The 13,927-nt window shown below is 65.9% G+C and carries 7 protein-coding genes; 2 read left to right on the top strand and 5 right to left on the bottom strand.

Features of this window, described 5'->3' with window-relative positions; genetic code table 11:
* Positions 1-12 precede the first annotated feature (12 nt).
* Together ACYQ0L_RS05365 and ACYQ0L_RS05360 are read left to right on the top strand one after the other, a co-directional pair.
* Positions 13-3,597, top strand: coding sequence for an ABC transporter permease/M1 family aminopeptidase (locus tag ACYQ0L_RS05365; protein WP_459787921.1), 3,585 nt, complete (start codon positions 13-15; stop codon positions 3,595-3,597).
* An 87-nt stretch (positions 3,598-3,684) separates the two neighbouring features.
* Complete coding sequence (locus ACYQ0L_RS05360; RefSeq protein ID WP_459787919.1) at positions 3,685-6,465, top strand: phosphoenolpyruvate carboxylase; 2,781 nt, start codon at positions 3,685-3,687, stop codon at positions 6,463-6,465.
* A gap of 314 nt (positions 6,466-6,779) precedes the next feature.
* Here the strand turns inward: ACYQ0L_RS05360 and ACYQ0L_RS05355 are convergent, their stop codons facing one another.
* The 5 genes from ACYQ0L_RS05355 to ACYQ0L_RS05335 all read right to left on the bottom strand — a co-directional run bounded on the left by ACYQ0L_RS05355 (position 6,780) and on the right by ACYQ0L_RS05335 (position 13,613).
* Positions 6,780-7,778: a DUF2891 domain-containing protein gene (locus ACYQ0L_RS05355; protein ID WP_459787918.1), complete on the bottom strand. Its 999-nt coding sequence runs from the start codon at positions 7,776-7,778 to the stop codon at positions 6,780-6,782.
* Positions 7,769-8,731, bottom strand: a complete 963-nt coding sequence (locus ACYQ0L_RS05350; protein ID WP_459787917.1) for a DUF979 domain-containing protein — start codon at positions 8,729-8,731, stop codon at positions 7,769-7,771. Before ACYQ0L_RS05350 ends, ACYQ0L_RS05355 begins: the two co-directional genes overlap by 10 nt.
* On the bottom strand, positions 8,728-9,468 hold the full coding sequence (locus ACYQ0L_RS05345; protein ID WP_459787916.1) for a DUF969 domain-containing protein: 741 nt from the start codon (positions 9,466-9,468) through the stop codon (positions 8,728-8,730). Before ACYQ0L_RS05345 ends, ACYQ0L_RS05350 begins: the two co-directional genes overlap by 4 nt.
* 34 nt (positions 9,469-9,502) lie before the next feature.
* The gene (locus tag ACYQ0L_RS05340; RefSeq protein WP_459787915.1) at positions 9,503-9,937 is read right to left on the bottom strand and encodes a hypothetical protein; all 435 of its coding nucleotides are present in this window, start codon (positions 9,935-9,937) and stop codon (positions 9,503-9,505) included.
* 100 nt (positions 9,938-10,037) lie between these two features.
* Entirely contained in the window at positions 10,038-13,613 is a 3,576-nt protein-coding gene (locus ACYQ0L_RS05335; protein WP_459787914.1) for a hydantoinase B/oxoprolinase family protein, read from the bottom strand.
* Between the last annotated feature and the right edge of the window lie 314 nt (positions 13,614-13,927).

Genomic DNA, 13,927 nt, shown 5'->3' with positions numbered 1-13,927 from the left:
GGGGGCGGCACGATGTTCGGCAAGATAGCCCTGTTCGAGCTGCGGTATCAGCTGCGCAACCCCGTGTTCTGGGTCGCAACGGTCGCCTTTTTCCTGCTGACCTATGGCGCGACGGCGAGCGACGACCTCACCATCGGCGGTGGTGGCAATGTCAACGTCAACAGCCCGGTCGCGATCGTCACCACGCACTTGCTGATGACGACCTTCTTCATGTTCGTGACCACCGCCTTCGTCGCCAACGTGATCGTGCGCGACGAGGAAAGCGGGTTCGGGCCGCTGATCCGGTCCACCCAGGTCAGCAAGTTCAGCTATCTTCTCGGCCGCTTTGCGGGCGCGTTCATCGCCGCCGCGCTCGCTTTCCTGGTCGTGCCGCTCGGCATCTGGCTGGGCTCTCTGATGCCCTGGCTCGATCCCGAAACCATCGGGCCCAACCGCTTCGCTTACTACGCGATCGCCTATTTCGTGTTCGCTTTGCCGTCGGTCTTCATGGTCAGCGCGCTGTTCTTCGCGGTCGCCACCATAACCCGGTCTATGATGTACACCTACGTGGCGGTGGTGCTGTTCCTCGTGCTCTACATCGTCTTCGACGCGGTGATGTCGAGCCAGCCGGAATATCGCGACCTGGCCAGCTATATCGAACCCTTCGGGCTCGCCGCGTTCGGCAATGCCACGCGGTACTGGACCGCAGCGGAGTCCAACACGCTAATCCCGCCGGTCGACGGTGTGTTGCTCGTCAATCGCGCCCTCTGGCTGGGCGTTGCATTCCTCGCGCTGGCCTTTGCCCTTTGGCGCTTCCGCTTCGCCAGCAAGGCAATCTCCGCGCGCAAGGCGCGCAAGGTAGCGAAGAAGGAGGCGAAGCTTGCCCGCAAGGAGCCGGTGCTGGTCGATATGCTGCCGCAGCCCACGCCCGAAAAGGCCGGGTTCGCGCGGCTCCGCGCGCGCACGAAGTTCGAAATGGGGCAGGTGCTGCGTAGCCCGGCCTTCTTCATCCTCCTGTTGATCGGCCTGTTAAACACCTTCGGGGCGCTGTGGTTCGGCAACGAGATTTACGGCACGCCGGCGCGCCCGCTCACCTTCTCGCTGATCGAGCCGCTGATGGGCAGCTTCATCATCATCCCGATCATCATCGCGATCTACTACGGCGGCGAGCTCGTCTGGCGCGACCGGGATCGCAGGTTCCACGAGATCGTCGATTCCACCTCCGTGCCCGGCTGGTCCTACATGGTGCCCAAGACCATCGCGGTCGCCTTCGTCCTGATCGCGACGCTGCTGGTCGCGGTCTTCGCGGCCATGCTGTTCCAGGCCGGACGCGGTTACACCGATTTCGAGATCGGCAAGTATCTTGCCTGGTATGTCCTGCCGCTGTCGGTCGATATGCTGCTGCTCGCGATCCTGTCGATCTTCGTCCAGGCGCTCAGCCCGAACAAGTACGTCGGCTGGGGCATCATGGTGCTCTACGCCATCGCGACGATCGTTCTGGCCACGATGGGCTTCGATCATCCGCTCTACCTCTATGGCAGCACCGGTTCGATGCGCGTGTCCGATATCAACGGCGCCGATGTCGGCTGGGCGATGGGCTGGTGGCTGCGGCTCTACTGGGGCGCGGTGGCGCTGATCCTGGCGGTGCTGGCGCACCTGCTGTGGCGGCGCGGGGCGGACGGTGCGCTCCGGCCCAGGCTCAGGCAGCTGCCCCGGCGCATGGCCTCGCCCTCCGGCGCGGTCATGGCAGCGGCGGTGCTGGTCGCCCTGCTGAGCGGCGGCTTCATCTACTACCAGATGAACATCCTCAACGAGTACACCACGCAGGACGATGCCGAGGCGCGCCTCGCCGCCTACGAGAAGAAGTATCTGAAATACGAAACCCTCGCCCAGCCCGCAGCGAGTGATGTGAAGCTGGAGGTCGATCTCTATCCCGAAGAAACGCGGATGGAGGCACGCGGGCGCATTACCTTCGTCAACGACACCGACGAGCCGATCGCGCAACTGCACCTGCGGATGCCCGATCCCAGCGCCGAAATCCTTTCGATGGACGTCGCCGGTGCAAGGCTGGCCATGAATGACGAGGAAAACCTCTACCGCATCTACCGCTTCGACGAACCGCTGGCTCCGGGGGCGCAGGGGGTCTTCACCTTCACCACCCGTCGGTGGCAGCAGGGTATCCGCGCCCAGGGCGACGACACCCGCCTCGTGCGCAACGGGGCCTTCCTGAACAACAGCGAATTCATGCCGCAGATCGGGATGGACCGTTCGGGCCTGCTGAGCGATCGCGCGACGCGGCGCAAATATGACCTGCCAGCAGAGCTGCGTCCGGCAAAGCTGGAGGATGAGAGCGCGCGGGAGCGCAACTATGTCGGCAATGCGCCCTGGGTCATGTCGGATATCACGGTCTCGACCGTCGCGGGCCAGACCCCGATCGCACCCGGCAGCCGCGTGTCGGACGAGGTGCAGGGCGACCGGCGGGTGGCACGGTTCGTCTCGAAGGAGCCGATCCTCGCCTTCTTCTCGGTCCAGTCGGCCGATTACGAGGTCGCCCGGCGCGAACACGACGGAACGACGCTGGAAATCTATCACTACCCCACGCACGACTTCAACGTGGAGCGGATGCTCGATGCGATGGAGGCGGGGCTCGACTATTACGAAGCCAATTTCGGCCCGTACCAGTTCGATTACGCGCGGATCATCGAATTCCCGGGCTATTCGTCCTTCGCACAGGCTTTCGCCGGGACGATCCCCTTTTCCGAACGGATCGGCTTCATCGCGGAGAATGGCGATGCCGAGAGCATCGACTACGTCACCTACGTGACCGCGCACGAGCTGGGCCACCAGTACTGGGCGCACCAGCTCATCAGTGCCGATCAGCAGGGTGGGACGATGCTGGTCGAAACGATGGCGCAGTATTCGGCGCTGATGGTGATGAAGGAGCTGTACGGGGACGACCAGATCCGGCGCTTCCTGAAATACGAACTGGACCAGTATCTGGGTTCGCGCGGAAGCGAGGCGATCGAGGAGCTTCCGCTCGAGCGGGTCGAGAACCAGGGCTACATCCATTACCGCAAAGGCGCAGTCGCGCTGTACCTCTTGCAGGACCGGCTGGGCGAGGACCGCGTGAACGCGATGCTGGCCGACCTTCTGGACCGCTACCGGTTCAAGGGCGCTCCCTATGCCAGTTCGACCGATCTGGTCGAAGGGTTCATGTCGCTTGCGCGGGACGAGCAGGAGCGCGAGCTGGTCGAAGACCTGCTGAAGCGCATCACGCTCTACGACCTGAAGGCGGAGGCCGCGAAGGTCACCAAGCTTGACGATGGCCGGTTCGAGACCGTGGTCGAGATCGATGCGGAGAAGTTCTACGCCAACGGGCAGGGCGAGGAGCGCAAGGCGCTGCTGAACGATCAGATCGAGATCGGCCTGTTTGCGCAGCGGCCCGGGATGGGTGCCTTCGACGGGGACGATGTGATCGTGCGGCGACGCTACCCGATCCGATCCGGCGCGCAGAGCGTGCGGATCGTGACCGACACGCGGCCGGCCTTTGCCGGGATCGATCCCTACAACAAATATATCGATCGCAATTCGGACGATAATATCGTCGCGACCGAATAGGCATTATGCGCCGCTTGCATTCCGTCCCTTGATGCGGAACCTTCGCACTTGCGAAACGGTTCGATGCTTACAACCAAGGGAGGGAATGTGAGCGGCCAAGCCAATTTGAACAGCCTAGACGGACTGACGGAGCGTTTGCAGGTGCTGCACCGCCGCACGCAGGAAACGCCGCTCTTCAATCCGGTATTCCAGCTTTCACACGAGATCTCGCGCGCGCTCGAAAGCGGCGAGATGTCGCTGGAAGGCGTGGCGGGGCTGGTCGACGAGCTGGTCGGCAATTCTCTCGGCGCGCGGGCCTCGCGCCTGCGCAGGCTCCTCGATCCGGAAAACCGGCGCGCGCGGCTCGCCGATCTTTCGGGCAATGCCGGGGCCGATTTCGAATCTTTCCGCGAAGCGTGGTCGCACACGCGCATGCACGCGGTGTTTACCGCGCATCCCACCTTCCTCCTCAGCCCGGCCCAGTCGGAGGCGGTGGCGCAAGGTGCGCTCACCGGAACCACTCCGGCGGCCGTAGAAGGCGATGAGGGCCCGGAAATCACGCTCCGCTACGAGCATGAGCGTGCAATGGCGGCGATGGCGCACGCGCAGGATGCGCGCGACACGATCGTCGCGGCGGTGCTGCGCGCGGCGCAGAAACAGTGGCCGGATCGCTGGCACGAGCTCGATCCGCTGCCTTTCCGCTTCGCCACCTGGGTCGGCTACGACATGGACGGGCGAACCGACATCACCTGGTACACCTCGATCGCGTTCCGGCTGGCGGAGAAGGCGCAGCGCCTCGGCCGCTATGCCGCCGCGCTCGAACGGATCGAGCCGGACCATGAACTCGTGCGCCGGCTTCGCGCGGCAGAACGCAACACGCAGGAGATTTCGGACACCTTCGCCGGCGACCTGTCCGATCCGGCGGCGCTGACCGCAGCGGCCGATCATCTGACCGAGGAATCGGACGACAAGCTGCTTACCCTCGCGCCCGTTATCGAGCGGATCGAAACCGAAGCGCGCGAGGCCGAGCCGGAAAAGGCGGTCGCGCTCCGCACGCTGACTGCCGCGATGCGCGCAGACGGGCTGGGCATGGGCTGGATCCACTTCCGGGTGAACGCCAAGCAGTTGCACAACGCCATCCGGCGCGAACTCAACGATCCCGAGATCGACCTTTCGAGCCGCGGCGCGATGGCAGCGCTGCGCGACCTGCTCGACAACGCGGAGCCGCAACAGGCGAACTTCGCCAGCCTCGCGGTCGAGAGCAGCACCGCCGTGCGCCAGTTCCTGGCGATGGCGCAGATCCTCAAGCATATCGACGGCGAAGCGCCGATCCGCATGCTGGTCGCCGAATGCGAGCAGCCCGCGACCGTGCTCGCCGCGTTGTACTTCGGGCGGCTTTTCGGGATCGAGGACCGGATCGACGTCTCGCCGCTGTTCGAAACCGAAAGCGCGCTGGAACATGGCGGGCGCTTCCTCGACTCGCTCCTCGCCGAAGAGGCGTTTCGGACCTATGCGCGCAAGCGCGGCCGGATCGCAATCCAGACGGGTTTCTCGGACGCAGGGCGCTTCGTGGGCCAGATTCCCGCCAGCCTCGCGATCGAGCGTCTGCAAGGCCGCATGGCCGAAGCAATGGCGGCCAACGACCTGACCGACGTCGCCGCGCTGGTGTTCGACACGCATGGCGAAGGGATGGGCCGGGGCGCGCATCCGGCCAGCTTCGCCGACCGCCTCGAATGGCCGCTCAGCCCGTGGGCGCGCCGTCGCTTTGCGCGTGCCGGGATCAGGCTGGAGGCCGAGGCGAGCTTCCAGGGCGGCGATGGTTACCTGTTCTTCGCCGGGCCCGAACTGGCGCTTGCCACGCTGACGCAGATTGCGACGCTGACGCCCGAGATGTCCGATGCCGATGCACCGGTGGACCCGTTCTATCGGCGGACCGATCTCAGCCTCGATTTCTATCGCGCGGTCAAGGAGCACCAGCGCGATCATCTGGAGAGCCGCACCTATTCGCGGGCGATTACCAGCTTCGGCCTCGGCCTGCTCAATCAGACCGGCAGCCGCAAGTCGCGCCGCCAGAGCGACATCAATGCCGAGCGCGAGATGAGCCTGCGGCAGATCCGCGCGATCCCGCACAACGCGATCCTCCAGCAGCTCGGCTATCCGGTGAACATCATCGCCGGGATCGGCAGCGCCGCGGATGGCACTTATGAAGACATCGCGGCGCTGCTCGCCGAAAGTCCGCGCGGGCGGCAGATCATGCGGCTGGCGCGAGCTTCCGATGCTCTGGCCAGCATCAAGACCGTGGGCGCGCATGGCGAGCTGTTCAATTCCGCCTACTGGGCAAGTCGCACCTATCGCGGGACCGAGGACCACCTTGCGCGCTCGTGCGAGGCGCTGGCCGAGTACCTGATCGGCGACGATCGCACCGGTGTGTTCCGCCGCCTTGCGTCACGCCTGCGGGTCGATGCGCTCAAGTTCCACCGCCTGCTCGACCTCCTGCCCGAAGAGGAACCCGATCCCGAGCGCGAGAGCGTGCGGCGCACGATCGGAGCGTTGCAGGCCCTGCGGCTGGCGCTGCTGCAGCACATGTTCCTCAAGGTCGTCTCGGTGCCGGCCTTCAGCCGCGCGAACGACATCAGCCGTACCGACGTGCTGGAGATGGTCTTCTCGCTGCGGGTGGACGACGCGCTGGCGCAGCTGCGCCGTGCGTACCCAACCGACATCGCACGCAAGAGCGATTTTCCCGTGGCCGAGCCGGGCAATTATCCGGCGGGCGAGGGCGATGGCTACGCCGCGATCCGGCGCGAGTATATCGAGCCGATCGAGCAGGCCTACGACCTGTGCCTGCGCATCTCGACCGCCATCGCCAACCAGTTCGGTGCGCATGGGTAAGGGGCTCTAGCGACGGCTGCACCGCCTCCCCGTGGTTAGGGGTTGGGGGTAGGGGTACTGCCCGATCCCCTACTCAGCCCCCTTGGGGGAGGAACGGATCGCGCATCACGGCGGCGGGCATTTCCTACATCACGCGCGCAGGCTAGCGTGGCGACGGCTCTTTCCCATCGTCGTCCACTAGGCTCGCGTACAAGGGCTCGCGAACAAGGGGCTCGCGCGGCTCGAAATCGCAAATGCGTCAACCGCATGGACGTAACCCTATGAGAGGTAAGAGCTTTCCGAGGGTGACACTTGGGTGACACCTGTCACCTACGTCACTCGCCGATATCGCTCCCCTCCGCCAACAGCGCCAGCAGGGCGAAGCTCGCGAGCCAGTGCTCGCCCATATAGTCGCCGGTGACATGGGGCAGCGCCACCTCGAGATGCGCGGCGGCCTTTGCGCACAGCATCTCGCGGTCGTTCGAGTGGCCAAGTGTCGGCGCGATTTCGTGCAACGCCCATGCACGGCTGAGATTGAGCCCGTCGAGATGGGCGACCTTCCCGTCGCTGCGATCGGATACGGTCGCGGGCGAAAGGTCGGCAATCCAGCCGTTGTCTAGCACGAGGGCGGCGAACCACGGGGCGAATTCCTGTGATGGCAGCACGCGGTGCATCAGAAGCGCTGCGCTGAGCACCGGGGAGAGGAACTCGTCGCCGCCCGGTTCCCACCCGCGGTAATCGCTGCGATGCGCGAAGGCATTGCCCGACCATCGATCGATTGCAGCGGCGAGTTCGGCATCGCGGGCTGCGGCCCATTCGCGGGCAAGCGTCAGCGCAAACGCGGTGTTGTAGTGCGTCCCGACAAAGACGGGATAGGTGAGCACGCCGAGATAGTCCTTGAAGCGCGCGGCGAAGTGGCGCGCCAGCGGTTCGATGCGCGCGGCCCATTCTTCGTCATGTCGCGCCGCCTCGTGATGCAGGTAGAGCAGCCAGCCCCAGCCATAAGGCCGTTCGAACCCGCGTGCGCTGGGTGCTTGTGCGTAGGCGAGCTCCGTCGCGAGATTCTCGGCGACGAAGGTCTTGTCGGCCAGTTCCGCGATCTGTGCAGCCTCGGGCAGGCCGGGGAACAGCCGCCGCAAGGTCAGCAGCGTCCACCAGCCGTGGACGCAGCTATGCCAGTCGAAACTGCCGAAGAAGCACGGGTGCAACGCACGCGGCGGTCGAACATCCGCATCGCCTTCCATCACATGGTCGAGCTTGTGCGGATATTCGCGCGCCACATGGCCCAGCGCGGCCCGAGCGAAGCGCGCAGCGGTTTCTTTCGTCAGTTCCACAGCAGGAACGCCCCCACATAGATGATCGCGACGTTGCAGACCCACAGCGGGATCGCGGTCCATACCTGCTGCTTGATGACGCCGTTCTGGTCGTCGAGTTCAAGCAGCGCGGCAGGCACGATGTTGAAATTGGCGGCCATCGGGGTCAGCAGCGTGCCGCAGAAGCCCGCCAGCATGCCGACCGCACCGATCACCGCCGGGTTGCCGCCATAGCCTTCCACCAGCAGCGGAATGCCGATCGCGGCGGCCATGACGGGAAAGGCGGCGAAGGCATTGCCCATGATGATCGTGAAGATCGCCATGCCGAGGCAGAAGACGATTACGGTCAGCAGAACGCTTCCTTCCGGAATCACCGAACCGGCCAGCGCACCGATGATGTCGCCCACGCCCGCCAGCGCGAACACCGCGCCCAGCGCGGCCAGCATCTGCGGCAGGATCGCCGCCCAGCCGATCGAATCGAGCAGGCGGCGGCCCTCTTCCGCCGGGGCGAGGGCCGGGGGTTTGAGCCACGCCATCGCCACCGCCAGCGCCACCAGCACGCCGATCGCGAACAGCAGCAGCGTTTCGCGCCGCGGCTCGAACAGGCCGGTGCCGCTGAGCGGGGTATAGTTGTAGGCGAGCGTCCCCGCGACCGCGACGAAGGGCACGATCAGTGCAGGGATGAACAGCCGGTTGCCCTTCAGCTGCGAGAGTTTGAGACGCTCCTCCAGCGTGGTGGTTGGCGGATCGCTGCGGCCCAGCCCGCCGCCACCCGCAATGCCGACCAGCGCCAGAACGAGCACGCCGTTAGCCAGGGGGGTAAGATGGCTGCCGAACAGGAAGCTTGCCGCAAGCAGACCCCAGAAGGCGGCATTGCCCCAGCGCTTGCCATTGCTCCTGTCCCGCGCGCTGAGCAGGGCCCAGATGGCAAAGAAGATTCCGGCGAGGATATAGAGCCATTCGTAGGTGATCACTGGCCACCTCCGGGGTTCGTCGGAACGATAGGTGCCTGCTCTGCCGGGGTCTCTCGATGCTTGATCGAGGAAGGCAGACGTCCCAGGCGGCGGTCGAGCGCCATGATCCGGCTGGAATGGATCAGGAAGGCGCAGATCGCGGTCGGGATCGCCCAGACCGAAAGCTGCAGTGGCGTCATCGGATAGCCTGCCGATTCGAACACGCCCTGGATCAGCAGGATCGATGCGATGGCGAAGAAGATGTCCTCCCCGAAGAACAGCCCGACATTGTCGGTCGCGGCGGACATGGCGAGCACCTTCTGCCGCTCGCCGCCGGGCAGGTCGCCGTGGGACTTGACCGCAGCCGCTTCGGCCATCGGTGCCACCAGCGGGCGCACCGCCTGCGGATGGCCGCCGATGTCCTTCATGCCCAGCGCGGCGGTCAGCTGGCGAAACGCGAGGTAGATCACCAGCAGCTTGCCCATGGTCGCGCCGCGCACGCTCTCGATCAGGCCGCGCGCGCGCTGCTGCAATCCATACCGCTCGAGCAGGCCGATCACCGGCAGGATGATCCAGGTGACCGAGATGTAGCGGTTCTCGTTGAAAGCCTGCCCCAGCGCCTCGATCACCGAGACCGGATCGAGCCCGGCAAGCAGCCCGGTCGCGATCGCCGCGCCGACCACCACCAGCAGCGGATTGAACTTGAGGGCAAACCCGATGACGACCAGCACAATGCCGATCAGCGGCCAGTAGTTCATGCGTCTCCTCGCGCGGCGCAGTTAATCGGCAATATCAGCACCGGGTGATCTCGTAGGTGTCGCCTTCGAAGATCAGATTGCCCCTGTCCTCGTCGATCATGGCCACCTCCAGCGCGCGCACTCTGGGTGGATCGACCTTTGTAACGCCGGGCTCGCCCATCTCGAATTCCTCGGTAATCGTTTCGGTCAGCGTGTCGCCCGAGACATCCCAGCTACCGGCTTCGCCGTCGTTGTGCATCGTGCCGTCGGCTTCGTAGAAGACCGCGAAATCGGAGGCGCAGGTGCCGTCGTAGGACCAAGTCCCGACGATCCATTCGCGCAGGCCGCTGTCTGCTTGCACAGGGGCCTCTGCCGTCTGGTCGACAGCGGCCGCCTGCGGCGCGCTGTCTTCCGCCGGCTCATCCGCTTCCTGCGAGCATGCTGCCAGCGCGAGGCTTGCACCCGCGATCATGCAAAAGGCCAGACGCATCGATTTCCCCCTCGGCTGATGCGGGTCGGTAAGACCCGGATGGTCCGCGATCTTGCAGGCGAATCCGGGCGCGGTCCAGCCCCGCATCGGCCACCGGAGATCAGGCGCTGCCGAAGCCGCCGCCGCCCGGAGTGAGGATCACGAAGGTATCGCCCGGTTCCATCTGTGCGGAATCGGTCGCGCCAAGATCCTCGCGCGATCCGTCGATCCGTTCGACCCAGTTCGCGCCCGGCAGCGCATCGCCGCCGCCTGCGATCCCGCGCGGCGCGATGCTGCGGCGGTTGGCGAGCATGTTGGCGCGCATCGGCTCAAGGAAGGTCACGCGCCGTTCCACCCCGTCGCCCCCGGTATGCGCCCCCGTGCCGCCCGAGCCGCGCCGGATGGCGAAGCTTTCCAGCCGCACGGGCAGGCGCGTTTCGAGGATTTCGGGGTCGGTCAGGCGCGAATTGGTCATGTGCGTCTGCACTGCGCTGGTCCCGTCGTGATCCGGCCCCGCGCCCGATCCGCCCGCGATGGTCTCGTAATACTGGTTGCTCTCGTTCCCGAAGGTGAAGTTGTTCATCGTGCCCTGGCTGGGCGCGAGGCGACCGGTCGCGGCGAACAGGCAATCGGTCACCACCTGGCTGGTCTCGACATTGCCCGCGACCACCGCCGCGCCGGGTTTCGGATTGAGCATCGATCCTTCGGGCACGATCAGTTCGACCGGGCGCAGGCAGCCATCGTTCATCGGGATCGGATCGTCGATCAGCGTGCGCAGCACATACAGCGCCGCAGCGCGGGTGATCGAGCGCGGGGCGTTGAAATTGTTCGGCTGCTGATCGCTGGTGCCGGTGAAATCGAACACCGCGGACCGGGTCTCGTCGTCGATCCGGATCGCGACGCTGACCTGCGCGCCATTGTCCATCGCGTAGGAGAAGGACCCATCCCCAAGCCCACCGAGCAGCGCGCGCACGCTTTCCTCCGCATTGGCGAGCACGTGGTCCATATAGGCCGAGACCACCTCCGCGCCGCGATCGCGCGCCGCCTGATGGAGCAGTTCGCTGCCGCGCGTGCACGCGGCCAGCTGCGCGCGCAGGTCGGACAGGTTACGATCCGGATTGCGCGCCGGGTATGTCGCATCGGCCAGCGCGGCGCGCACGGCATCCTCGCGGAAGGTGCCTTCGTCCACCAGCAGCAAATTGTCGATCAGCACGCCTTCTTCGGCGATGGTCGTGCTCTCGGGCGGCATCGAGCCGGGCGCGATCCCGCCAATGTCGGAATGGTGTCCGCGTGCGGCGACGAAGGCATCGGGCGCGTCGCCGTCGTCCGAGTAGAACACCGGCGCGATCACCGTAATGTCGGGCAGGTGCGTCCCGCCGCGGAAGGGATCGTTGAGCACATAGGCATCGCCGCGCCGGATGCCTCGTCCATCCCTGGGGCCGTGCCCCGCGTCGCCGCGCACCGCGATTACGCGCGCAATGCTCTCGCCCATGCTGCCGAGGTGCACGGGGATGTGCGGCGCATTGGCGATCAGCGCGCCGGTCGGATCGAACAGCGCGCAGGAGAAATCCAGCCGCTCCTTGATGTTGACCGAGGTGGCGGTGTTCTGGAGCACCACGCCCATTTCCTCGGCAATCGCCATGAACAGATTGTTGAAGATTTCCAGCCGGACGGGATCGACCTCCGCCGCTGCGGCAGTGCCCGCCACCTGCGCGCGCTCCAGCGGCTTGGTGCGAGTCAGGACGAGGCTGCCTTCCTCTGCAAGGGTCGCTTCCCAGCCCTGATCGACCACGGTGGTCGAACCCGGGTCGATCACCAGCGCAGGGCCTGCGACGGCTTGCCCGGTGTCGAGTGCAGCGCGCTCGCAGGTGGTCCAGTCGCCCGAAGCCTCGCCATTCACGGCGACCGGATCGATCGCCGTATGGTCGAGCCCGCCCGAAGTGCCGCTGGCTTCGACGCTCAAGGCCTCGACGATGATCGCCGCCTCGTTGTCGGAATAGCCGTAGCGCTGGCGATGGAGCACGCGGAACGCCGCATCCATCGCGTCCGCATCGGTGCAGGTGACGGTCAGCATCGAATCGCTGCCGGTGAAGCGCAACCGCGCCTTGCCCGTCAGCGTGATCTGGTCGGCGGCAATGCCCTGCTCGGTCAGGTCGCCGCGCGCCTCGTCTTCCAGCGCCTGCAACTCGTCCTCGAAGCCGTCGTGCAGCGGCCGCACGAGGCTTACCTCGCGGATCGCCTTCACCGGGGCGAGGCCGATTCCGTAGGCGGACAGGATGCCCGCCAGCGGATGGACCAGCACCGTCTCGATCCCCAGCTCGTCCGCCACCTTGCAGGCATGCTGCCCGCCAGCGCCGCCGAAGCAGGCGAGCGCATATTCGGTGACGTCGTGCCCGCGCGCGACCGAAATCTTGCGGATCGCGTTGGCCATGTTGTCGACCGCGATGGCGAGGAAGCCACGCGCGATCTCATCGAGCGGCCGCGGTTCGGGAAGCGACCGGGCGATCTGCTCGAGCCGGGCGCGTGAGGCCTGCGGGTCGAGCGGCTGGTCGCCATCCGGCCCGAACACGCTGGGGAAGAAGGCCGGGTCGATCCGGCCGAGGAACAGGTTGCAGTCGGTCACCGTGAGCGGCCCGTCCTTGCGGTAGCAGGCCGGTCCCGGGTCCGCACCCGCACTTTCCGGGCCCACCTTGAAACGCGCACCGTCGAAACTGCAGATCGAGCCTCCGCCCGCCGCAACGGTATGGATCTGCATCATCGGCGCAGCGACGCGCACGCCCGCGACCATGTTTTCCGCCGCCAGCTCCAGTTCGCCCGCGTAATGCGCGACATCGGTGCTGGTCCCGCCCATGTCGAAACCGATCAGCTTGTTATGGCCGAGCGGTTCGCTCGCTGCGACCATGCCGACGACGCCGCCTGCGGGGCCGGAGAGGATCGCGTCCTTGCCCCGAAACGCACCGACCTCCGCCAACCCGCCGTTAGACTGCATGAAGCGCAGCCGCTCGACCGGCGGCAGGTCGCGTTGCAGGCCGTCGGTATAGCGCTTGAGGACCGGGGAGAGATACGCATCGACCACGGTGGTGTCGCCGCGCGGGATCAGCTTGATGAGCGGGGCGATCTCATGGCTGACGCTGACCTGCGCGAAGCCGATGTCGCGCGCGATTTCGGCCAGCCGCGCCTCGTGATGGCGATATTTCCACCCGTGCATCAGGATGATGGCAAGCGCCTCGATGCCGTCCGCCCGCAGCGCTTCCAGCGCGGTGCGGGCCGCATCCTCGTCGAGCGGGCGCAGGACATCGCCGTCGGCGCCGATCCGCTCTTCGATCTCTACCACGCTGGCGGGCAACTGCTCGGGCAGGATGATGTGCCGCGCGAAAATCTCGGGCCGGGCCTGCGTGCCGATCCGCAGCGCATCGCCGAAGCCGCGCGTGGTGACCAGCGCCAGCCGCTCTCCCTTGCGTTCGAGCAGGGCATTGGTGGCGACGGTCGTACCGATGCGCAGCTCCGCGATCGGTGCCTCGCCATGTTCCGCCATCAGCCGACGGACCGCCTCGGTCGCGGCATCGTCGTAATGGCCGGGGTTTTCGGACAACAGCTTGTCGGTCACCAGCCGTCCTGCGGGAGTCATGGCGACCACATCGGTGAAGGTCCCGCCACGATCGACGGCGAAACGCCAGGCACGGGTGGTCTCGGTCATGAATGCTCGCTCGTCTTGCCACGGGGGAGGGCGAGCGGGCTTTGTAGGCGGGAGGAGGCGCTTGTCCAATCCTGTGGCGGTTTCCCCCCTCCCGCATCCCTTCGCGGGCAGGCGACTCGCCCGATGATCTTCCAGTAGCTCGCCGGGAGCAGCCGCTGGATCTTCTCCGTCAGCTTTGCGGAATTTGGGTGTGTTAGTTGGAATACGACATGTTAATCCCACACTTACCTGTTGAAGGTGTGAGTACGACAGCGATAATGCTCGCCGAAAGAGACGCAGATGGAAACTGCGAAACCGGGGGAACGGATTGTCCT

This window comes from Alteriqipengyuania triglochinis (assembly GCF_054655655.1).
Note: the sequence above shows the minus strand (reverse complement) of the source record. Positions and strands in the feature narration are given on the sequence as shown.